This is a genomic window from [Anoxybacillus] calidus, assembly GCF_013760845.1.
GTDB lineage: Bacteria > Bacillota > Bacilli > Bacillales > Anoxybacillaceae > Paranoxybacillus > Paranoxybacillus calidus.
Map to the genome: position 1 here is coordinate 23,817 of NZ_JACDUU010000005.1, position 21,628 is coordinate 45,444.

A 21,628-nucleotide genomic window follows, 5' to 3' on the forward strand; every position below is an offset into this window, starting at 1 on the left:
TGTAAGTGAATATTTTACATGAATTAACAATCAATTTACTTATTTATTTAAGTAGTTTAACAATGATTTTATTAAATGGAGATAGAATGTTTATTCTATCAATAAGGAGAGGATAGGATGAAAAAGAAAGGAATTGCTGTTGCTTTGGCTCTTAGCATCATGGTTCCTACTTTGCCCCCAGCTCAAGCATCAACAAAAGGAGTAAAAATTGAATCAATTTCGTTTAGTGGTTCGAAAGCACCAACGAAAGTTGAAGAAATGAGTCAACCGTTTACAACAGCAAAAGTGATCGTCAAGTACACAGATGGAACAACAAAAACATTCCCGCTTACATATAAGCAGCTTTTTAAAACAACGGATACGTTTAAAATGTCTAACGGCGAAACTTTCTCAGCAGGCACACCAATGGATTATTACGGTGACCCAATTACGGACAAATCGGTAGATGGAAAACCTGTTCATTATGTATCTGACGCACCAGATGCAAATAGCTTGCTTCGTCCGATGAAAGACGGTTCTTTGTATCTTGTTTCTCATTATGAATATGATTCGTTAGACAATGCGGGAAATCCGGCGTGGCGCCGCGTGCCAGCATCAATGACGTTAACGAAACTTCAACAAAATAGGAAATCAGGAGAGTTAAAGGTTTCAACGGTTGACAAAATTGACTTTTCAACAGTAAACGGTTTATGGGTGCCGTGCAACGGCTCGTTAACGCCGTGGAATACGCACTTAGGTTCAGAAGAGTATGAGCCTGATGCACGTTCATTTGAATTTGATACACCAGATAAACTTAGTGAATCAACCGCTCATTTAAAAGATTTTGCAAAGCTATATTTTGATGATGAGAACAAAGCAAATCCTTATTATTACGGCTTTATTCCTGAAGTATTTGTCAGTTCTGACGGTATGACGCGTGTTGTGAAACATTATAGTACTGGACGTCGTTCTAATGAAATGATGATAGTAATGCCGGATGAGCGTACTGCTTACTTTGGAGACGACGGTGAATATACAATGCTGTTTATGTATGTAGCTGATAAACCACGTGATTTGTCAACCGGCACATTATATGCAGCGAAATTTACGCAAACAAGTGCGGAAAACGGCGGAGCTGGCAATTTAGAATGGATTAAATTGGGACATGCGACAGATAAGGAAATTAAACGTATCATTGATAAAGGAATTACATTCAGTGATATATTTGAAGTGTCCGATGTGCCGGAGGAAGGTTTTATCCCTGTTAAGCAATACTCAGGTCAGAAAGCCAACTACGGGAAAGTAGAATACTTGAAACTGAAACCGGGTATGGAAAAAGCTGCGGCATTCTTAGAAACGCGTCGTTATGCAGCTATGTTAGGGGCAACAAGCGAATTTAATAAGATGGAAGGCTTAGCAGTTAATGCAAAAGATAAAAAATTATATGTAGCGATTTCCGAAATTGGTAAAGGGATGGAGAAAAACGATCAAGACCCAACGGATCACATTCAATTGCCAAAAGTAAAAGCTGGTGCCGTTTATGAGTTAAGCTTAAAGCCAGGACAAAAGAACACAGATGGTCAGCCGATGAACAGCGGATATGTAGCCGATTCTATGAAGGCGCTTCTTGTCGGCGAAGATTTAGCTCAGCCTGACGCTTACGGAAATAAAGCGAACGTGAATAAAATTGCTGGTCCAGACAACTTAAGCTTCTCAGAGGATTATCGTACATTGTTTATCGGGGAAGACAGCAGCCAACATATTAACAATTTTGTATGGGCTTATAATGTAGAAACAAAACAATTATCCCGTATTTTATCTGTACCTGCTGGTGCAGAGGCAACGGGCCTTCAAGCGGTTGATAACAGAAATGGATTTAGCTATGTTATGAGCAATTTCCAGCATCCAGGTGATGAATTAGACAATTTTGCGCCAACAGCGGTAAATATGGAGGACGTGAAAAAAGCTGTTGATGCAACTTATGGAATTAATCAAGCTGGTGCTGTTGGTTATATTCATGGATTGCCGAATATTCAAAAGTTGCAGGAAGAATTAAAGAAACAGAAAAAGAAAAAATAAAGGATAATAGAAAGAGGCTGTTCCCAAAGCAAAGGATCAGATCCCACAACCAAGATATATTATGATGGGGGCGTGAGGTCAGATCCTTATGAAACAGCCTCTTTTTTCATTTTGCAAAATCGTCCTTGCCATCGCAAGAAATTCGAGCAAGGCGAACATTGTCTTTTGGCATATGAACAAGTGAGCCGCGTATTTAGATAGTCTGGATGATTTTTTGATAATAAAAGTTTGTACTCAGATTCTTTAATACACTGTCATTCGGAAGGATGATTCCAAACGTTTTTGGTGACATTTTCACTGACTGCTTTTAACTTTTCCGTAGCTTCAAATTCAACTTGATTCCAGCCTACTTCCTGACCAAGTAATTCCCATTGTTCATCATCCGCTATATAGATGCGTACCACATCTGATTGATAGTTTGGCAGCAAGTATAAGCTGAATGGTTGATGTTGCTTATATCAAACGTGTTGGTTGTGCTTTTTTATTTTTTCTTCATCGTTTCCGTAGATGGACATGTTACTGTTGGCTCGTCCGGATTATTTGGAAGTCGTGGTTCTCTCAATCGTTTCAAGCATTGCGAAAATCGGTTCAAGTACTTCTTGATCACGCGGCGTATGGATAGTTAAAAGCATTGGTGTTTTTTCTTTTATCCAAAGGACATTGACGGCTGTGTCTTCCGTGTACGCTTTCCACCAAACCGCGTCTTTTAATATCCCATTAAGTCCTGCTGTTTCGTTACGATGTGCTTCGGAAGAGACCGCTTTTGCTTGTTCTTCTACTGATTTGGCATAGTCGTTTTCGGCTCCTTCTGGATTAATTAAACGAATTCTTACAAAAGAGTCATCTTTTAAGAGAACATCTGAATTCGGTTCCTCCCCGTCGAGTTCCCAACCTTCAAATGCATACATAGAAAATCCTTGATTATCGCTGTTTTTAAGAAAAGCGGTTTCTTCATGTGTTTTTCCATCTATTGTATAAGATAGTCGTTTTTCCAAAAGGCGAATAACTTGTTCATCTTGATTATTTCCGTTTTTTGAATCTTCCGCAGGTTTGTTATCATTTGTTGGTTGATCATCTTCATTTTTCGTCTCTTCTACAGGTTTGCTGTCGCTCGTGGTTTCATTATCGTTTTGACTTTCAGACGGCTGACTTCCATTTACCTGTTCAGTATTTTCTGTTGTTCCGCATCCAGAAATGAGCGAAAGGCCCAATACGAATAAAGCTAAAGTTGTCCATATGTTTTTCATAGAAGAATTTCCTCCTTTAGGATATTACATACACTACTATAAAATTAGTCGAAATATCGGTTGAAACGTTACAATGATAAAAAGTTTAACGTTTTATCTGCTAAAATATTACCAGAAAAGTATAAACGGGGGAAATAAATAATTGAATATCATCTTTTCACAATAAATATTAGCGACTACATAAAGAAATCATTGTTTGTTAGACTGAAAGAATAAGTAACTAGGAATTTTAGCTTTACATGAAGAAAATTTTAAAAGGATCATTTTCGTTATAATATTCTTTTTCTGATTGTACACTAGTTTTTATAGCTATGTGTGCTCCGCCCCACACTATAAGGCATAAAAGAAGGTAAACAAACATTCCAAGCATCTTGACTCCTCCTTTGTATAGTTTATGGAAACTATAATGTATGAAACGCATTTCAATGCAATACCTAAAATACCTAAAAGGTGATGAAAGTGGGAAATATCCGGGAAATTGCGAAGTTAGCGGGAGTATCTGTGTCAACTGTATCGCGCGTGTTAAATAATCACCCATATGTAAAAGAGGAAAAACGGAAAGCGGTATGGGAGGCCGTTGAAAAGTTAAATTACACAAAAAATATCAATGCGGTACATCTTGCAAAAGGAAAAACGTCTATAATCGGTGTCGTGCTGCCATATGTTAATCACCCGTATTTCAGCACGATCGTAGAAGGAATCTCAATGGAAGCGCTTCAATGTGGCTATCATCTCTTATTATTTCAAACGAGCTATGAAGCAAACAAAGAAATAGAAGCGCTTGAGATGTTGAAAATGAAACAAGTTGACGGCATCATTATTTGTTCGCGAACCATTCATTGGGAATGGATAGAAGCATACAAAGACTACGGTCCGATTGTTTTATGTGAAAATGTAAAAGGAAAGGATATGCTGTCCGTATATATTAACCATTATCAAGCTTTTAAGCTGGGAATGAATTATTTAATTGAAAAAGGACATCGGAAAATTGGCTATTGCATTGGCAGAACAACAGGGACGAATAGTAAAGCTCGTGAAGATGCCTATTATGAGGCTTTAAAACAAATTAATGAATCTCCTCGACCAGAATGGATATTTGATCACTGTCTTTATATAGAAGACGGAAAAAGAGTTGTAACTTCCTTGTTAACGATGAAAGAAAGACCAACAGCCTTATTAGTGTCGAGTGATCAGGTAGCGGCAGGCATTGTGACGTTTGCGCAGCATAAAGGAATGAAAATACCTGAGGAGCTTGCCATATTAAGTTTTGATAATCATCCCATTTCGGAAGCATTACATATAACGACAATTGAACTTCCGCTTTCACTGATGGGAAAAAGAGCATTCCGCATGATATACAATCACCTCGAAAGCGGAGAAATGACAAAAAAAACGGAAGAGTTAAGTGTACATTTAGTCGAGCGATTAACGGTTTAGGTTCCGGCGTATTAAAATCATTGTGAAAATCATTGATCATTAAAAGGAGCATAGACAATCATGCTCCTTTTATTAGGCTATAATTGCTTGTGGATGGGTTTTTTATCAATTGGCGTTTTTCGTAATGATATAGCGATTTACAGGTCTTCCTACACCACCGTATTGAATGTGCATTTTGACTTTTTGGCATTTCTCTAAGTATTCTAAGTAGCGGCGTGCGGTTACTCGGGCGATGCCCACTCCTTCTGCGACTTCTTCCGCTGATATTGGTTCGGTTTGTTTTTGAAGATAGTCAAGAATGTTTTGCAAGGTGATGTGATTTAAACCTTTTGGCAGTGCGCCGTGCTCTTCCGTTCCCCTTGGCAGCAAAAGGGTATCCAATTCTTTTTGTGTCAGTTTCTCTTTTTCTTTCAGCTTGCTATAGAAAGAATGGTAATTTTCGAGAGATTGTCTCAGTCTTTCGAATTTAAACGGTTTCATAATATAGTCAAAAGCACCGTTTTGTAAAACGCGTCGTACTGTTTCCATATCGCTTGCTGCCGTAATCGCAATGACATCGACGGTATGTCCTTCCGTACGAATTTGTTGTAACGTTTCAAGTCCGTCTTGGTGAGGCATGTAAATATCGACAATAACTAAATCGGGCTGAAGTTCTCTAATCATTTCTATTCCTTCTATACCGTTTCCCGCTGTTCCGATGACAGTAAATCTATTCACTTTTTCAATAAATTGGCGGTTGACTTCTTGTACCATCGGATCATCTTCTATTAACAACACTTTATACATCAGCTAGCCTCCCTTCCTTACATCTCAAATGTAATCGTAAAAATCGTTCCTTTTCCTTTCTCAGACTCAACGTGAATCTGGCCTTTTCCTTTTTCAACAATTTGTTTCACTAAATATAAGCCAATCCCGCGCTCATTTGTTCCTTTCGTCGAAAAACCTTCATCAAAAATACGTTCTTTATGTTGTTCATCAATACCGCAGCCATTATCTTCAACGGAGAGGGAAAGAATTTCATCATTTTGTTCAATGCTGATGTATACTTCTTTCTTTTGTTCAACAACGTTTTGAAAGGAGTCGAACGCATTCTCAATGAGATTTCCAAGAATAACAACGAAATCGTGATGGTCTAGATGTTTTGGAAATTTTTTTAATTGGCTATGGCGGTCGATTGTCACATGAACCCCTAATTCTTTGCCGCGGCTAATTTTGCTTAAAAGAAGACCGGAAATGCTTTCATCTTTAATATTTTTACTTAAAAACCGCGTCATTTCTTCTTGTTCTTCTGTCACTTTGAATACATATTCCAGCGCTTTTTCTTTATGTCCGAGTTGGATAAGGCCAGCGATGGTATGCAATTTATTCATATATTCATGGTTTTGTACGCGAAGGGCGCTAACGAACGCCTTTACTCCCGTTAACTCTTCCGCTAGTCTTTTCACTTCAGTCTGGTCTTGGAAAATGGCTACGGCACCAACGGTTTTGTTGTTTACTTTAATCGGAATACGGTTGCTTAAAATATTTAAATTTCTAACTTGCAGTTCTTTATTGTAAATGGGTTGATTGATTTCCAAGATTTCTGGCAAATGAGTATCAGGGATGATAGAACGAATTGGTTGGCCAATGACGTCCCCGCTAATTCCAAGCATTTGTTTTGCTTTATCGTTAAAAATGGTGATTCGCTCGTCCGTGTCGATGGCAATCACTCCTTCATGCATGGCGTTAAATGTTTCTGTCCGTTCGACTAACAGTTTCGCAATTTCATGTGGCTCAAGATGAAACATTTGTCGTTTAATATGAGAGGCAAGCAACCACGCTCCCCAGCCTCCAAACAACAATGAAAGACTGGCAGTTACAAAAATTTCGATTTTCAAGGAGAGAATTACTTCGATAAAGCTTGGTAGTTTATATGCCGCGATCACAACGCCGATTTGCTTATGATCGCTATTCATGATCGGGACAAAAGCACGAATAACCGTTCCAATTTCTCCCCAAGCTTTCGATGTGTATGTGTGCTCGGCGAATGCAGGACCTTCGTCTGTTCCTTTCGATTTACGACCAATCATTTCTTTGACAGGATGAGAAAGACGGATTTTATTCATATCAAGAACGATGATATAATCCGCTCCATGAATGACACGAAGACGATCGATGATGGCATTAATCGTGTCTCGCTCGCTTTTTGTTCCAACGATTTTATGTTTAATTTCCGGAAGTTCAGAAACGGTACGCGCTGTCAATAAAGCGCGTTGCCTTAACTCTTCTTCTTTTGTATGAATGAAATTTGCTACAACAATCATGCCGCCAAGTAGCAAGGAAAAACTAACAATAAAGAAAATCAGTGCAGTAATTTTCCAACGAATCGATAACCATCGCATGAATATAAATACCTCTTTTGCTTGTTCAGGATAGATGTTTTCGTTTTATCTTAAATAGGCGGGAAGACTCCCTATACTCAGTGAAGCGAAAGACTTCATTGAAATAATGATGAAATCGCTTTAATTTTAAGTGATGGGAGTGTTCAACATCTATTTTATCATTTCTCTTGTAATGTGATAGAATTTTCTTAAAATCTAGAAATAAGCGGTGTGTGAAAAATGGAGAAACGATGGCTGATTATAATAGTTTTACTCCTTGTATTGATCGGTAGTGTGATTTTTATGATGAAGCGACATTTTTCTGAAGAGAATATGGTTTATGATGATGAACAAAAGGGATTGAACAAACAAATTGTCATTTCTTTCAGCCATGTTGTGGCGGAAAATACACCGAAAGGATTGGCAGCACAAAAATTTGCCGAGCTCGTTGATGAAAAAACAAATGGCCGCGTCAAAGTGGAAGTATTTTCGAATGGATCCTTATATTCTGATGAAGAGGAAATCGATGCGCTTATGCGCGGAGATGTGCAAATGATTGCTCCTTCCTTTTCGAAAGTGACGGAATTAATTCCCGAATGGCAAGTTCTCGATTTGCCGTTTATTTTCGAGGACTATCATGATGTTGAGAGGGTGTTTACGGGGGAAGTTGGCAAACAACTATTAGCGATGTTAGAGAAAAAAGGGATTAAAGGATTGGCGTTTTGGAGCAATGGATTTAAACAGATGACGAGCAACCGATATTTGCTTATTGAACCGAAAGATTTCAAAGGACTGCGGTTTCGTATCATGCCAAGTAAAGTGATTGAAGATCAGTTTCGCTTGCTGGGGACAGAGCCGATTGTTGTTTCTTTTAATCATGTGTATCAGTCGCTAGAAAAACAAGAATTTGACGGTCAAGAAAATACGATTTCGAATATTTATTCAAAGGGGTTTTATCAATTTCATCCTTATATAACAGTTAGTAATCATGGTTATCTCGGTTATGTCGTATTAATGAACGGAAAATTTTGGGAAAGTTTACCTATAGATGTTCGAAAACAAATTGTTGCAGCTCTTGAAGAGACAACGCTTTGGAATTTAAAGCAATCAAAACTGCAGAATGAGCAACAGTTAATAGAGATGAAAAATAATAGCAACATACAAATTTACGAATTAACTGATAAAGAGCGAAAGGAATGGAAAGAAAAGTTTGCGCCATTATATAAGGAGTTTGAAAAAAAGTTTGGCAGAAAGCTGTTGCAGCGAATTCAAAATGATAGAGGCTAAAGGAACCATTGGCTTTTTTATTTTATGTTACTCATCCTCGAGAGACGATCTCGGCGCTTCCGCTTTTCTTGATTGTCTAGCTCCAGCGCCTAGCTCTCTTGCTCCAAATAACCTTCCCCCTTGAAGTGCAAGCACCTCTGCGGTCGAAGAACATTTGCCCTACGGAGCTAACCGCTCGCCTCTGCTTTTCTTATTTGTCTAGCTTCAGCACCTAGCTCTCTTCTGCCAAATAACCTTCCCCCTTGAAGTGCAAGCACTTGTACGGGTGAAGAACATTTGGCTTCGAGAGCTAAGCGCGGTGCTTCCTCTTTTCTATTGATCAAAATGAACAAAAAGACCATTATCACCATAATATTAAAATTTTCTTAATGTTCTATTAACATAAAATTTACAAAAGGGGTTTTTGAAAGCGTTATCAAGAACAACAGAAAGGAGAGGGAGAAATGCGGATCAATTTTAAAAATTTAACGGTACGCGTAATTATTGGAATCATTTTAGGTATTGTGGTTGGTTTTTTATTTCCTGAGTTTGGGACCAAGCTCAAGGTACTTGCCGATGCGTTTATTAAATTAATTAAAATGGTGATTGCACCGATTATATTCTTTACTGTTGTCATTGGTATTGGCAGCATGGGCGATTTGAAAAAGGTTGGTCGAATTGGTGGCAAAGCACTGATTTATTTTGAAATTGTAACAACATTTGCTTTAGCGATTGGGATTATTGTTGTTAATCTCGTCAAACCGGGGGTAGGATTTAATACGGAAGCAGTCAAAGGTGGCGACATTTCTCAATATACAAAACAAGCAGAAGCAGCAAACCATGGTGCTATTGAATTTCTACTTGGTATTATTCCAGATAATGTTGTTGCAGCGATGGCAAAAGGAGAGTTGCTGCCGATTTTATTCTTTGCTGTTCTGTTCGGATTGGCGACAGCAGCATTAAGAGATAAAGCCAAACCCGTCGTTACACTATTTGAACGTTTGGCCGATATTTTCTTCGGTATCGTTAATATGGTCATGAAAGTATCACCAATTGCTGCTTTTGGTGCAATGGCTTATACGATTGGAACATTTGGTTTAGGTTCTTTAGTGTCGCTAGGAAAATTAATGGCTTCTGTTTATATTACGATGTTTTTATTCATTGTTGTTGTGTTAGGGACAATCGCAAAATTTTATGGGTTTAATATTTTCAAGTTCATCGCTTATATAAAAGAGGAGATTTTACTTGTGTTAGGAACATCTTCATCAGAGTCGGCTTTGCCAAAAATGATGGAGAGATTAGAGAAATACGGATGTTCCAAATCCGTTGTCGGCCTTGTTATTCCGACAGGATACTCATTTAACCTTGACGGAACATCTATTTATCTTTCAATGGCAGCCGTGTTTATCGCGCAAGCATACGGAATTGATTTAACGATTTGGCAAGAACTTACCCTTCTTGGAGTGTTAATGTTAACGTCTAAAGGAGCAGCAGGGGTAACCGGTTCGGGGTTTATTACATTAGCGGCTACACTAGCTGCATTCCCAATGATTCCAGTGGAGGGAATCGCGCTGCTTCTTGGTGTTGACCGTTTTATGTCAGAAGCACGCGCCATTACAAACTTAATCGGAAATGGAGTTGCAACAGTGGTCGTTTCAAAAATGGAAAATGAATTTCATCCTTCAACCGAAATGACACTGCAAGATTCGAATATCACACTTGCCAAATAAATGCCAATAGACTTATTAGGCAATGAATCTCTCCCGCCTCTTCTCTGTTTAGAAGTGGGAGACTTCTCGGAAAAATGTTAAAAAAGAGAAACTGACTCATATTGTCAAATTAGATAGTGTAGCTGCTTATACTTAGGCCATTCGACGGAAGAAAAAGGGAATTTCTTTGTTTAACCTCGCTCAAAAAGCGAGGTTTTATTATTTGAAAGTTAAATGTTGACATTTTTATCGATCTTTATATATAATAAATCTCGAAGTCGAGATTTATTGAGTAAAATTTTTTGGTTTTATATCTCGATTTAGAGATTTACGAAATCATAATTTATGTTATGAAAGAGTGAAGGTGATAAATTTTTTATCTGTTTTTGTTTACATTCATTTTTTAGATGAAAGGAAGAAGAAGGATGATTGAAATATATCCAGCTAACGAGCGCTATCATGCTGATCATGGATGGTTAAAAAGCTATTTCAGTTTTTCGTTTGCCGAATATTTCGACCCTAGCAACATGAACTTTGGTCCTTTGCGTGTATTGAATGATGATGTCGTAAAACCGCTGCGCGGATTTGGAGCGCATCCGCATCAAGAAATGGAAATTGTTTCGATTGTTCTTAGTGGCTATTTGCAGCATGAAGATAGTCTAGGAAATAAAGCTGTTACAACGCTTGGCGGTGTTCAACGAATGTCGGCAGGAACAGGAATTATTCACTCCGAAGTTAATCCTTCAGCGACAGAAGATGTTAATTTCTTGCAGCTATGGTTTTTGCCAGAGAAGAGCGGGTTAACTCCATCTTATGAACAAACGAATTTCGACATTGCTAAGTTGAAAAATCAGCTATTGCCTGTTGTGACAAAAAATCCTGACTCAGAACAAATCGCTCATATTCATCAAGATTTGACGATTTATCTTTCCGATTTAGAAGCTGACAAAGAAATCGAATTCACACAGGAAGAAGGACGTCGCATATTCCTTTTTGTTATTGAGGGAAGATTAGTAATAAATGGGGAGACTATATTAAATAAGCGTGATTCCGCTCGCATTACTCAGCTTCATAAATTAACACTCTCAACAGATTCAAGTTCACGGTTTATGCTCATCGATTTGCCATAATCGGCAATCGCTGAGTTCTATATAAAATGAAAACTAAAGGAGAGAATGATGATGGCAAATGTAAACTTAGCAATTATTTATTACAGCTCAACAGGAACAAACTATAAAATGGCAAAATGGGCTGAAGAAGCAGCGAAAGAAGCGGGGGCAGAAGTAAGAGTATTAAAAGTTCCTGAGCTTGCTCCGCAGGAAGCAATTGAGTCAAACCCAGCATGGAAAGCTCATGTAGAAGCGACAAAGGACGTTCCAACAGTAACGCACAATGATTTAGAATGGGCAGATGCCATTATTTTCAGTGTACCAACACGTTTTGGTAATGTTCCATCACAATTGAAGCAATTTTTAGATACAACAGGCGGATTATGGTTCCAAGGAAAACTTGCCAATAAAGTTGTAAGCGCAATGGCTTCGGCAAGCAACGCACATGGCGGTCAAGAACAAACAATTTTACAACTATATACAACAATGTATCATTGGGGAGCGATTGTAGTTGCACCTGGATACACAGATCCGTCTATTTTTGCAGCAGGTGGAAATCCTTATGGCACTAGTGTAACGGTTGATCAAAATGGAAACATGATCGAGGATGCAGAAGCAGCGGTGAAGCACCAAGCAAAACGTACTGTTCAAGTAGCACAATGGGTAAAAGCCGGCTTGGCGCAATAATCGAGTTGCAGAAGGGGCTGACCCATCAGTATCTGACCTCACGCGTAACTCATAATATATAGTGTTTTTATTCAGTGTTATGTTGAGGGGGCTGACACTTGTTTTTAGGTCAGCCTCTCTTTTTTGCATTTTGATACGAATGCAAAGATAATAGAATTGTACAATTTTGGAAAGGAGTGCTCGAATGAAAAGTATACAAGATTGCGCAATTTTACATAATGGTGTTAAAATGCCCTGGCTTGGGTTAGGTGTTTACAAAGTAAAAAATGGGGATGAAGTTATTAATGCGGTAAAAACAGCACTTGAAGCCGGATATCGTCATGTTGATACAGCAGCGTTTTATGACAATGAAGAAGGAGTCGGCCAGGCAATTAAAGAATCAGGTGTGCCACGGGAACAAATATTTGTTACGACAAAGGTTTGGAATTCTGATCAAGGTTATGAAACGACATTAAAAGCGTTTGAAACAAGCTTAAAAAAATTAGGGATGGATTATATTGATTTATATTTGGTACATTGGCCAGTAAGAGGAAAATATAAAGAAACGTATAAGGCGCTTGAAAAGCTTTATAAAGACGGCTTTGTTCGGGCCATTGGCGTAAGCAATTTCCAAATTCATCATCTAGAAGATTTAATGGCCGAATGTGAAATAAAGCCGATGGTCAACCAGGTAGAATATCATCCTCGCTTAACACAAAAAGAGCTTCATGCTTTTTGTAAACAGCATCATATTCAGCTTGAAGCATGGTCACCTCTGATGCGCGGAGGCTTGTTTGATGATCCAACTCTTTTAGAGATTAGCAAAAAATATGGGAAATCTCCGGCACAAGTCATTTTACGCTGGGATTTGCAAAATGAAGTAGTAACGATTCCGAAATCAATTACTCCCCAACGGATTAAAGAAAATGCCGATGTTTTTGATTTTGAATTAACACCAGAAGAAATGGAAAAAATCGATGCTTTAAATATGAATAAACGAATTGGCTCAGATCCCGATAACTTTGATTTTTAACATTTTTCCGGAAAGTCTCCTTCCTCTAAACGAAGTGTAAGGGGGAGAGATTCTTATTAAGAGTGACGCTATATGCGTGGCAAAAAGGAACTGACGTATTTTTGCGCCAGTTTCTTTTGTTGTGCAGAAATATGCTTTATTTTTTAGATAGATAATAAGGACAGAATTCGTTTTATCCCGTTCTAATCGTCCTTAAAACTCTCACCTCTACAGATGGGGCTAGAAGTACGATAAGTTCAACTAACATCAGTGGGGGATGAAAAACCCCTACAATGATGAAATTTCACTTTATCTAAATAAAATTTGGAAGTTGTAGGTGCAGTGATATTTTATATACTAATAAAAGATCATACGTTTATACATAAGGCGTTGTGTTTGACGTCTTTCACACCTGTAAAGTAAAATAATCTCAGTATAAACATATTTTTTTAAGTATGTTATACGGTATTGACGGAGGGTTATAAATGTTTTTTCATCCGATGGATTTCCTGATTTTGATTGCCTTTGGGATTTCTCTATGGGCGCAATTTAGAGTATCAGGGAATTTTAATGAATGGTCAAAAGTCCCAGCTTCTTCCGGAATGACTGGAGCAGAAGTGGCACGGATGATTTTAGATCGAAACGGTTTACATCATGTGCCAGTCGAGTTAGTTCCGGGAAAACTGACTGACCATTATGATCCAATTTCGAGAACGGTTCGCTTATCAGAACCTGTTTACTACGGTCGTTCTATTGCTTCGATTTCCGTAGCTGCTCATGAAGTTGGTCATGCTGTGCAGCACAAGCAATCATACGGAGCGTTAGTATTGCGTCATCGCATGTTTCCGATTGTCAATTTCACATCAGGGGTTGCGCCATTTTTATTATTTGCTGGATTTATCTTTAAGCAATTCTCATTGTTAGGTCTTGGCATTATCTTTTTCTCATTTGCGGTGGCGTTTCAGTTGATTACGCTTCCAGTTGAGTTTAACGCAAGTTCCCGGGCGAAGAAGTTTATGCTCGCAGAAGGGTTGATTCATAGCAGTGAGGAACGTGGTGTTAATAAAGTGCTTGGAGCGGCAGCGTTAACGTATGTAGCCGCAGCTTTAATTTCTGTGCTTGAGTTGCTAAAATTCGTCTTTATTTTTACGCAAGGAAACGAAGAAGAATAAGAATAAGAAACATACTCTTAGGAGGTGTAGTCCGCACGCGTTTTGACGTGTGCGGAAGCTAATTGGAGATATTTAATTTATTCATGGTTGCTTTATTAATTGCATTAACCGGCTTTTTCGTTGCTTCGGAGTTTGCCATTGTAAAGGTGCGCAGTTCGCGAATCGATCAGCTTATTAGCGAGGGAGATAAGCGGGCGGTAGCAGCGAAAAAAGTCATCTCGAATCTTGATGAATATTTATCAGCAAACCAGTTAGGAATTACGATTACCTCGTTAGGTTTAGGTTGGTTAGGAGAACCGACTGTCGAACGTCTCTTATTTCCGCTGTTTGAGGAATTTCATCTATCTGAATCACTTTCCCATCTTTTATCTTTTGTTATCGCTTTTGCAAGCATTACGTTTTTGCATGTCGTTGTTGGGGAATTGGCACCAAAGACATTGGCGATTCAAAAAGCCGAAGCGATTACGCTGTTTACAGCTAAGCCTCTTATCTGGTTTTACAAAATCATGTATCCCTTTATATGGGCGTTAAATAATTCAGCGAGAATCGTAACTAGTTTGTTTGGATTGAAGCCGGCATCCGAACATGAAATCGCCCATTCGGAAGAAGAATTGCGCTTGATTTTATCGGAAAGCTATAAGAGCGGTGAAATTAATCAATCTGAATATAAATATGTAAACAATATTTTCCGCTTTGATGATCGCGTTGCTAAAGAGATTATGGTTCCGCGAAAGGAAATTGTTGCTTTGGATATTAATCAAACGGTAAAAGAAAATCTCGAAATTATTAAACAAGAAAAATATACGCGTTATCCAGTGATTGATGGCGATAAAGACCACGTTATCGGTTTGATTAATATAAAGGAAGTATTTACTGACTTAGTAACCAATCCTTCTGAGGAAAAGTCAATAAGAGACTATATTCGTCCAATCATTCAAGTAATTGAATCAATTGCCATTCATGATTTATTAGTAAAAATGCAAAAGGAACGCATTCATATGGCTATTCTCGTTGACGAATATGGCGGAACATCAGGATTGGTAACAGTAGAAGATATTTTAGAAGAGATTGTCGGTGAAATTCAAGATGAATTTGACATCGATGAAATGCCAATGATTCAAAAAATTGATGACGAGCATACGATTATCGATGGAAAAGTGCTTATTAGTGAAGTGAATGATTTGTTTGGCTTATCTATTGATGATACCGATGTAGATACCATTGGCGGTTGGATTTTAACAGAGCACTATGACATTAAAGTCGGGGACAGCGTACAAGTGGATCATTATTCGTTCAAAGTACTCGAAATGGATGGCCATCATGTTAAAACATTAGAAGTAACGAGGTTGCCTGTTATAGAGAATCATGAACCAAACGATGAAAATAGCGAAATAGCTGGAATGCATTATTAAAAAGCGCAGAGAGTATCTGCGCTTTTTCACTTATTATGAAAAATAAGAATATAAATCAATATGTTTAGTAAAGGCATCATCTTGAAATGGCGCAATGCACGAGATGGTCTCGTTTGTAATAGGGTGAAGAAATTCGATTTTCGCTGCATGAAGTGCCTGTCTAGATGCAAAATGATCAGAGCCACCATAAAGTACGTCTCCAACGAGTGGATGACCGATATAACTCATATGAACGCGAATTTGATGAGTGCGTCCGGTGTCAAGGATGAGCTGAACAAGAGAAAGTTTCTTGCTCGGGAACACTTCGAGCACACGATAATGAGTAACAGCTCTTTCTCCTGTTTTTGAAACTCTTCGTCTTGTTGAATGATGACGGTCGCGACCAATAGGAGCGTCGATAGTTCCTGTTTTTTTGCTCACAATGCCATGGACAAGGGCTACGTATGTTCTTTTTATCTTTCTTTGTTCGAGCATCCTATCCATTATTGCTCCAGCTAATGCATGTTTGGCAAACAAAATTGCGCCTGTAGTATCACGATCTAAACGATGAATGTGACGCACTTTTATAAAAATCCCTTGGGATTGGAGATGAAAAGCAACCGCATTAGCTAACGTATCATTTTGTCCGGGCTTTGTCGGATGAACATCAATCCCAGCCCGTTTGTTAATGATTAACAGATGGTCATCTTCAAATAAAACATCTAGTTCTCCATATGCTGGTTCTGCTCCAAACGGCTCGGGCTTGTATAGCCAAATTTGTAGACGATCGTTTGTATGAAGTCGCTCTGTCCATTTTATTTCCTGTCTATTTATTTTGATTCCTTTATCCATCCTCAATTGATGAATTAGTTTTTTGGGGGCTTTCCAAACTTCTTTCAAAAGAAACTCTACAGTATGCCCGTCCCAGTCTGAAGGAATTGAAAATTCAAGCCATTCCCCTTTTCTTATTGTCATCAATGAAAATCACCTTCATCATGTTATGATGTTAAAGTATAGCGCAAAATAGGCAGATTGTCGAAAACGCGGAAACACTTACCACAGCCACACATAAAAAAATTATGCTACACTCATAATATCATGTGGAGAAGTGCAGTGTGGAAAAGGTGGTATGGAAATTGAAAATTGTTTATGCGGCAACGAAGGAACAGGAGAAGTATATTAACTGTTTAATTAACTATATTTACAGTAATATTTTCCCGCACTACTTCGATGATGAAAAAATTATGGAGTTTGAAAATTTAGGAGTCCTTTCTTTACATAGTGAACACATCAGCTATAACGGTACAATGAAGGAAGCATTTCAAATTATCTCATCACTTCAATCATTAATAGCAATTATTGAAGCGTTAGAACCTAATTATATCGGTGAACACCATCGCAAGCTTTTTCAGAGAAATATTCGCTTGCTTGGGAGATATGGTATCTCATTTCCATTTTTAATCGACCAATTTGCAAACGGGCGTAAAGAAGTATTAAGTATATATTCGCAGCCTGCGAATCAATGGCTTATTTAAAAGTTACATATGAAGTAGGCTAATTGAAAAAGAGGCTGACCCAAAAGCAAAGTGTCAGCTTCCACATCCATCATATATAGGACATAACAATGCAGACACTTACGGGTCAGCCACTTTGTTATTGAATAGATTGAAACCAGTCGCGAAATACTGCTTCCTCTCGATAGCCATCAATTCGTTTGACTTCTTTTCCGTTAACGTAATGAACAATCGTTGGTGTTCCTTCAATTTTGTACTTATCCCAACCATCTTCAAATTCGAGAAGATTGAACATTTTTAAATCAATTCCCATTTCTTTTGCCAACGGAACAACGATTGGTGTTGTTTTTTTGCAATGAGGGCAAGTTGAACTGTAAAAATAGACGGTAACGGTTTCTTTATTTTTAAGCTTCTTCTCTAATTCGTCCGGCAAAATGATGTTTTGATAGTTCGGATCATCAAGCTGTTCAATTGTAGCCGGATGAAGCTTTTCTTTTTTAAATGGGTTTCCTTCTGCTTTTTGTTGCTGCTGGTAAGATGTCGTAAATGCAATAGCAGCGAATAGTGCTAAAATAATCGCTCCGAAAATAACGATTTTTTTCATTTTAGTTCCCTTCTTTCATTTTCCGAATCATCATGCTACTTAACACAGCAATGAGTATGAAGGCGATTAACGCAAGAAACGGAATCGTAATAAAACCAAGCCAATTGATATATTGTCCTGTGCATGGAACAATTCCGCATGAAATCGCATTATCTTGGAAAAATGGTACTTTTTGAATTAAATAATGATACGTGGAAATCGCCCCACCAATGATCGACAGGACTAAGCTGTAGCGGGCAATGTCGTATTCTTTACGAATCACTGCCATTCCTAGAATAATGACTTGTGGGTACATAAAAATACGCTGAAACCAGCAAAGTTCGCATGGAATAAATTTCATGATTTCTGAGAAATAAAGGCTTCCCAATGTAGCAATAAGAGATATTCCCCAAGCACTGACAAGTAAATTTTCCAGTGTTTTCTCTTTTTTATCCATCATCCATATAAAACCCCTTATTGTTAGTAAATAATGCTAGTTTCATTATAGTTAATCAACAGTTGTATGTAAAATATTAATCAGTAGCTTGGAAACGTTAAAATGTTTAAACGAAAGGGATAAATAAGTTGGGCCAAAAGCAAAGTGTTAACCTTCCGAATTATTTAGATAAACAAGCGGTGTATTGCCGAATAGGTGAGAAGTCAGACATTTATGGGGATAGTATTGACGATGTTTATATTCATTCCAAAAGATAAGAATTATTTTCTAACTATAACCCGCGAAAAAACGGTGAAAATAATCGGTGAAAGGAGAGGATCACATTGAACAACAACACCGTTCAAAATATTATGACGACAAATGTCGCGACTATTTCATCCAATCAAACGATACAAGAAGCGGCACAATTAATGAGCCAACATAACGTTGGTGCACTTCCGGTTGTTGAAAACGGTCAAGTGAAAGGAATCATTACAGACCGTGACATCACGCTACGTTCTACTGCACAAGGATTGAATTCTTCAACTCCTGTTTCTCAGGTGATGTCAACGAACTTAGTAACAGGAAAACCGAATATGAGTGTTCAAGAAGCGGCTCAGTTAATGTCGCAAAATCAAATTCGACGTTTACCAATTGTTGAAAATAATCAGCTTCGCGGTATTGTTGCATTAGGTGATATCGCAACAAATAGCGCTTATGACCAGCAAGCAGAACAAGCGCTCAGCAATATATCTGAACCATCCAGTCCGCAATCTTAACTGTTAAGATAAGAGGTTGACCTAAAGAAAAAGTGTCGGACCTTATAACCATCATACCGTATTCATGTTTGGAAAGTACATGATAGATATATGGTGGAATGTGTAAGAGGTTAGACACTTATAGGTCAGCCTCTTTTCTAATTTTTTGAAGGAATATACTATAGCTGTGAAGAATAACGTTAAGGAGGTAACGTTTTGAATTTTTGGAGGGATTCGATTGAGTTGGAGAAAAACATATGAATTATGGGAACGATATGAAAATTTAGATGATGAGATGAAAGTGATGTTAACGAAAATAAAAGACGATCCCAAGCTTTTGGAAGATTGTTTTTATAAAAATTTAGAGTTTGGCACGGGCGGTATGCGCGGTGAGATTGGTCCGGGAACAAATCGCATGAACATATATACGGTGCGCAAAGCATCTGCAGGGTTAGCGCGATACATACAATCTTTTGGAGAAGAGGCAAAAAAGCGCGGGGTTGTCATTGCTTACGATTCCCGTCATAAATCACCACAATTTGCGATGGAAGCAGCAAAGACATTAGCGACACATGGCATTCAAACATATGTATTTAACGAATTGCGTCCGACGCCGGAGCTTTCATTTGCCGTGCGTTATTTAAATGCTTTTTCGGGAATTGTGATTACGGCAAGCCATAATCCTCCTGAATATAACGGTTATAAAGTGTATGGAGAAGACGGGGGACAACTGCCGCCAAAAGCGGCTGATAAAGTAATCGAATATGTGAATCAGGTGGAAAATGAACTGCTTATTGAAGTGAAAGATGAAGCACTTTTAAAGGAAAAAGGACTTATTCAAGTTATTGGTGATGAAATTGATAAAGCATACATAGAAAAGCTAAAAACGATTTCTTTAAATCCGGGGCTTTCGCAGGAAGTAGACGTCAAAGTCGTTTTTACTCCATTGCACGGTACAGCGAATAAACCTGTGCGCCGCGGGCTAGAAACGCTCGGGTACAAAAATATAGTAGTCGTAAAAGAACAAGAACTTCCAGATCCGAACTTTTCCACAGTGAAGTCGCCAAACCCAGAAGAACATGCTGCTTTTGAATTGGCGATTCAAGCCGGCAAGGAAATTGATGCGGATATTTTAATCGCAACAGACCCAGATGCCGATCGTCTAGGAATTGCCGTAAAAAATGAGCAAGGGGAGTATGTTGTATTAACTGGAAACCAAACGGGAGGATTGTTGCTTCATTATATTCTTTCACAAAAGAAAGAAAAAGGAATATTACCGAAAAACGGGGTTGTCTTAAAAACGATTGTAACCTCAGAATTCGGTCGTGTTATTGCCGAGTCATTTGGTTTAGATACGATTGATACGTTGACAGGGTTTAAATTTATCGGGGAAAAAATTAAGGAATATGAGCAAACGGGACAGTATACGTTCCAGTTTGGTTATGAAGAAAGCTACGGTTATTTAATCGGTGACTTTGCCCGTGATAAAGATGCCGTTCAAGCCGCATTATTAGCAGTGGAAGTATGTGCATTTTATAAAAAGCAGGGGTTATCTCTGTATCAAGCGTTAATGCAGCTATTTGAGAAATACGGTTATTATCGAGAAGGATTGCAATCATTAACATTGAAGGGGAAGGAAGGCGCAGAACAAATTCAAGCGCTTCTTGCAGCATTCCGCGACAACCCTCCGATGATCATGGCCGGCAAAAAAATCGTTGTGCAGGAAGATTACAAAACAAGCGAACGCATGGATACAAATACAGGAATAAAAAGCATCATTACACTGCCTAAATCGAATGTATTAAAATATTTCTTAGAAGATGACTCATGGTTTTGCATAAGGCCTTCAGGAACAGAGCCGAAAGTAAAATTTTATTTCGGTGTGAAGGGTAACTCTTTAGAAGATAGTGAACAACAATTGCAGCAACTCTCTTCCGCAGTAATGGAACAAGTCCAAAACTTGTTAAACAAAACAGCTGGTAAGGCGTAAGTGCCTTATCAGTTATTTTTGCTTCTTTTTCGTTCAGTTGCGTGCTGCCGGATAAATGGTTACTATATAATAGTTGCAAAAGAATTACATATGGAAGGATGTTTACAATGTTAAAAAATCAAGTAGCGATCGTTACCGGTGCTTCGCGGGGAATCGGAAAAGCAATCGCCTTGAAATTCGCTGAGCAAGGAACGAAGCTGGCGCTTATCGGAAGTTCCGAAGAGATTCATCAAACGGGAAAAGAGTTAAGAGAAAAAGGATTTCATCATATCGAAACATTTCAAGTCGATGTTGCCAATGAAGAACAAATGAATGATATGGTAGCGAAAACGCTTGAAAAGTTCGGACAAATTGATATCCTTGTCAACAATGCAGGAATCGGCTTTTTTAAACCAGTGGAGGAAACAACCGTTGATGAGTGGAAAAAAGTATTTGAAGTAAATGTGCAAGGCGTCTTTATCGGGGCAAAAGCAGTGCTACCGCATATGAAAGCAAGAAAATCTGGAACGATTATTACGATTTCTTCTGATGTGGGACGTTATACGATTCCAAACGGTTCCGCTTATACAGCGACAAAATATGCGGTGCAAGGCTTTTCCGGATCGCTTGCTCAAGAAGTAAGAGAGTATGGAATTCGAGTCGGCACGATTAACCCTGGCATGGTTGACACGTATTTTGCTAATTCTGTACAAGGCTTGCCAGAAAAACAAGATTGGATGAAGGCAGAAGATATCGCCGATGCGGTTATTTATATGGCGAGCGCTCCAAAACATATGCTCATTGATGAAATTGTGCTTCATCCATTAATTCAAAACTACCCAATTGCCTAATTGAAACAAAAGGGGCTCATCCTAAGCGAAGTGCCAGACCCTCACAGCACAATATAAATAAACTATATTGTAGCTGGTGTGAGGGCAGGC

The 21,628-nt window shown here is 38.4% G+C and carries 21 protein-coding genes; 13 read left to right on the top strand and 8 right to left on the bottom strand.

The annotated features are described in order from the left end of the window. The first annotated feature begins 117 nt into the window (after nt 1–117). The gene (locus HNQ85_RS10655) at nt 118–2,058 is read left to right on the top strand and encodes a PhoX family protein (RefSeq protein WP_181537709.1); all 1,941 of its coding nucleotides are present in this window, start codon (nt 118–120) and stop codon (nt 2,056–2,058) included. 536 nt (nt 2,059–2,594) lie between these two features. Here the strand turns inward: HNQ85_RS10655 and HNQ85_RS10660 are convergent. Beyond that, entirely contained in the window at nt 2,595–3,305 is a 711-nt protein-coding gene (locus tag HNQ85_RS10660; RefSeq protein ID WP_181537710.1) for a hypothetical protein, read from the bottom strand. Between the two features lie 235 nt (nt 3,306–3,540). Then, nucleotides 3,541–3,675 carry a hypothetical protein gene (locus tag HNQ85_RS17845; RefSeq protein ID WP_281363458.1) on the bottom strand — a complete coding sequence of 45 codons (135 nt, stop codon included), beginning with the start codon at nt 3,673–3,675 and terminating at the stop codon, nt 3,541–3,543. A gap of 89 nt (nt 3,676–3,764) precedes the next feature. Between HNQ85_RS17845 and HNQ85_RS10665 the strand changes: the two genes are divergently transcribed. Then, the gene (locus tag HNQ85_RS10665; RefSeq protein WP_181537711.1) at nt 3,765–4,742 is read left to right on the top strand and encodes a substrate-binding domain-containing protein; all 978 of its coding nucleotides are present in this window, start codon (nt 3,765–3,767) and stop codon (nt 4,740–4,742) included. 105 nt (nt 4,743–4,847) lie between these two features. On the opposite strand, the gene HNQ85_RS10670 is transcribed toward HNQ85_RS10665, so the two are convergent. Together HNQ85_RS10670 and HNQ85_RS10675 are read right to left on the bottom strand one after the other, a co-directional pair. Further along, nucleotides 4,848–5,528, bottom strand: a complete 681-nt coding sequence (locus HNQ85_RS10670; protein ID WP_181537712.1) for a response regulator — start codon at nt 5,526–5,528, stop codon at nt 4,848–4,850. A 17-nt stretch (nt 5,529–5,545) separates the two neighbouring features. Continuing rightward, on the bottom strand, nt 5,546–7,123 hold the full coding sequence (locus HNQ85_RS10675; RefSeq protein ID WP_181537713.1) for an ATP-binding protein: 1,578 nt from the start codon (nt 7,121–7,123) through the stop codon (nt 5,546–5,548). 219 nt (nt 7,124–7,342) lie between these two features. On the opposite strand from HNQ85_RS10675, the gene HNQ85_RS10680 reads away from it, so the two are divergent. Then, on the top strand, nt 7,343–8,389 hold the full coding sequence (locus tag HNQ85_RS10680; protein ID WP_181537714.1) for a TRAP transporter substrate-binding protein: 1,047 nt from the start codon (nt 7,343–7,345) through the stop codon (nt 8,387–8,389). A 167-nt stretch (nt 8,390–8,556) separates the two neighbouring features. Here the strand turns inward: HNQ85_RS10680 and HNQ85_RS10685 are convergent, their stop codons facing one another. Next, complete coding sequence (locus HNQ85_RS10685; RefSeq protein WP_181537715.1) at nt 8,557–8,721, bottom strand: hypothetical protein; 165 nt, start codon at nt 8,719–8,721, stop codon at nt 8,557–8,559. A 111-nt stretch (nt 8,722–8,832) separates the two neighbouring features. Here HNQ85_RS10685 and HNQ85_RS10690 point away from each other — a divergent pair, with 111 nt between their 5' ends. The 6 genes from HNQ85_RS10690 to HNQ85_RS10715 all read left to right on the top strand — a co-directional run bounded on the left by HNQ85_RS10690 (nt 8,833) and on the right by HNQ85_RS10715 (nt 15,448). Beyond that, nucleotides 8,833–10,098 (top strand): dicarboxylate/amino acid:cation symporter, encoded by a 1,266-nt coding sequence (locus tag HNQ85_RS10690; protein WP_181537716.1) that lies wholly within the window; start codon nt 8,833–8,835, stop codon nt 10,096–10,098. A 404-nt stretch (nt 10,099–10,502) separates the two neighbouring features. Beyond that, nucleotides 10,503–11,207 carry a pirin family protein gene (locus tag HNQ85_RS10695; protein ID WP_181537717.1) on the top strand — a complete coding sequence of 235 codons (705 nt, stop codon included), beginning with the start codon at nt 10,503–10,505 and terminating at the stop codon, nt 11,205–11,207. Nucleotides 11,208–11,258: 51 nt separating this feature from the next. Continuing rightward, complete coding sequence (gene wrbA / locus HNQ85_RS10700; protein ID WP_181537718.1) at nt 11,259–11,873, top strand: NAD(P)H:quinone oxidoreductase; 615 nt, start codon at nt 11,259–11,261, stop codon at nt 11,871–11,873. A 184-nt stretch (nt 11,874–12,057) separates the two neighbouring features. Continuing rightward, on the top strand, nt 12,058–12,885 hold the full coding sequence (locus tag HNQ85_RS10705; RefSeq protein ID WP_181537719.1) for an aldo/keto reductase: 828 nt from the start codon (nt 12,058–12,060) through the stop codon (nt 12,883–12,885). A gap of 464 nt (nt 12,886–13,349) precedes the next feature. After that, nucleotides 13,350–14,036, top strand: a complete 687-nt coding sequence (locus tag HNQ85_RS10710) for a zinc metallopeptidase (protein WP_181537720.1) — start codon at nt 13,350–13,352, stop codon at nt 14,034–14,036. An 83-nt stretch (nt 14,037–14,119) separates the two neighbouring features. After that, complete coding sequence (locus HNQ85_RS10715; protein WP_409994129.1) at nt 14,120–15,448, top strand: hemolysin family protein; 1,329 nt, start codon at nt 14,120–14,122, stop codon at nt 15,446–15,448. A gap of 33 nt (nt 15,449–15,481) precedes the next feature. Here the strand turns inward: HNQ85_RS10715 and HNQ85_RS10720 are convergent, their stop codons facing one another. Next, nucleotides 15,482–16,402 carry an RluA family pseudouridine synthase gene (locus HNQ85_RS10720; protein ID WP_181537722.1) on the bottom strand — a complete coding sequence of 307 codons (921 nt, stop codon included), beginning with the start codon at nt 16,400–16,402 and terminating at the stop codon, nt 15,482–15,484. 161 nt (nt 16,403–16,563) lie between these two features. On the opposite strand from HNQ85_RS10720, the gene HNQ85_RS10725 reads away from it, so the two are divergent. Continuing rightward, complete coding sequence (locus HNQ85_RS10725; RefSeq protein WP_181537723.1) at nt 16,564–16,962, top strand: YhcU family protein; 399 nt, start codon at nt 16,564–16,566, stop codon at nt 16,960–16,962. A 118-nt stretch (nt 16,963–17,080) separates the two neighbouring features. On the opposite strand, the gene HNQ85_RS10730 is transcribed toward HNQ85_RS10725, so the two are convergent. Together HNQ85_RS10730 and HNQ85_RS10735 are read right to left on the bottom strand one after the other, a co-directional pair. Next, the gene (locus tag HNQ85_RS10730) at nt 17,081–17,545 is read right to left on the bottom strand and encodes a thioredoxin family protein (protein ID WP_181537724.1); all 465 of its coding nucleotides are present in this window, start codon (nt 17,543–17,545) and stop codon (nt 17,081–17,083) included. Between the two features lies 1 nt (nt 17,546). After that, nucleotides 17,547–17,981 carry a disulfide formation protein C gene (locus tag HNQ85_RS10735; protein WP_181537961.1) on the bottom strand — a complete coding sequence of 145 codons (435 nt, stop codon included), beginning with the start codon at nt 17,979–17,981 and terminating at the stop codon, nt 17,547–17,549. A 317-nt stretch (nt 17,982–18,298) separates the two neighbouring features. On the opposite strand from HNQ85_RS10735, the gene HNQ85_RS10740 reads away from it, so the two are divergent. From HNQ85_RS10740 to HNQ85_RS10750, 3 genes are all read left to right on the top strand, one after another. Beyond that, nucleotides 18,299–18,739, top strand: a complete 441-nt coding sequence (locus HNQ85_RS10740) for a CBS domain-containing protein (protein ID WP_181537962.1) — start codon at nt 18,299–18,301, stop codon at nt 18,737–18,739. Between the two features lie 217 nt (nt 18,740–18,956). After that, nucleotides 18,957–20,708, top strand: coding sequence for a phospho-sugar mutase (locus HNQ85_RS10745; protein ID WP_181537725.1), 1,752 nt, complete (start codon nt 18,957–18,959; stop codon nt 20,706–20,708). Nucleotides 20,709–20,815: 107 nt separating this feature from the next. After that, complete coding sequence (locus HNQ85_RS10750; protein ID WP_181537726.1) at nt 20,816–21,538, top strand: SDR family oxidoreductase; 723 nt, start codon at nt 20,816–20,818, stop codon at nt 21,536–21,538. The last annotated feature ends 90 nt before the right edge of the window (nt 21,539–21,628 follow it).

What these genes read in the sequence shown, in the direction of transcription:
- HNQ85_RS10690 (WP_181537716.1), top strand. Translation starts at nt 8,833, where the DNA reads ATGCGGATCAATTTTAAAAATTTAACGGTACGCGTAATTATTGGAATC.
- HNQ85_RS10730 (WP_181537724.1), bottom strand. Translation starts at nt 17,545, where the DNA reads ATGAAAAAAATCGTTATTTTCGGAGCGATTATTTTAGCACTATTCGCT.
- HNQ85_RS10670 (WP_181537712.1), bottom strand. Translation starts at nt 5,528, where the DNA reads ATGTATAAAGTGTTGTTAATAGAAGATGATCCGATGGTACAAGAAGTC.
- HNQ85_RS10680 (WP_181537714.1), top strand. Translation starts at nt 7,343, where the DNA reads ATGGAGAAACGATGGCTGATTATAATAGTTTTACTCCTTGTATTGATC.
- HNQ85_RS10655 (WP_181537709.1), top strand. Translation starts at nt 118, where the DNA reads ATGAAAAAGAAAGGAATTGCTGTTGCTTTGGCTCTTAGCATCATGGTT.
- HNQ85_RS10750 (WP_181537726.1), top strand. Translation starts at nt 20,816, where the DNA reads ATGTTAAAAAATCAAGTAGCGATCGTTACCGGTGCTTCGCGGGGAATC.
- HNQ85_RS10695 (WP_181537717.1), top strand. Translation starts at nt 10,503, where the DNA reads ATGATTGAAATATATCCAGCTAACGAGCGCTATCATGCTGATCATGGA.
- HNQ85_RS10660 (WP_181537710.1), bottom strand. Translation starts at nt 3,305, where the DNA reads ATGAAAAACATATGGACAACTTTAGCTTTATTCGTATTGGGCCTTTCG.
- wrbA (WP_181537718.1), top strand. Translation starts at nt 11,259, where the DNA reads ATGGCAAATGTAAACTTAGCAATTATTTATTACAGCTCAACAGGAACA.
- HNQ85_RS10735 (WP_181537961.1), bottom strand. Translation starts at nt 17,981, where the DNA reads ATGGATAAAAAAGAGAAAACACTGGAAAATTTACTTGTCAGTGCTTGG.
- HNQ85_RS10720 (WP_181537722.1), bottom strand. Translation starts at nt 16,402, where the DNA reads ATGACAATAAGAAAAGGGGAATGGCTTGAATTTTCAATTCCTTCAGAC.
- HNQ85_RS10705 (WP_181537719.1), top strand. Translation starts at nt 12,058, where the DNA reads ATGAAAAGTATACAAGATTGCGCAATTTTACATAATGGTGTTAAAATG.
- HNQ85_RS10675 (WP_181537713.1), bottom strand. Translation starts at nt 7,123, where the DNA reads ATGCGATGGTTATCGATTCGTTGGAAAATTACTGCACTGATTTTCTTT.
- HNQ85_RS17845 (WP_281363458.1), bottom strand. Translation starts at nt 3,675, where the DNA reads ATGCTTGGAATGTTTGTTTACCTTCTTTTATGCCTTATAGTGTGGGGC.
- HNQ85_RS10715 (WP_409994129.1), top strand. Translation starts at nt 14,120, where the DNA reads ATGGTTGCTTTATTAATTGCATTAACCGGCTTTTTCGTTGCTTCGGAG.
- HNQ85_RS10710 (WP_181537720.1), top strand. Translation starts at nt 13,350, where the DNA reads ATGTTTTTTCATCCGATGGATTTCCTGATTTTGATTGCCTTTGGGATT.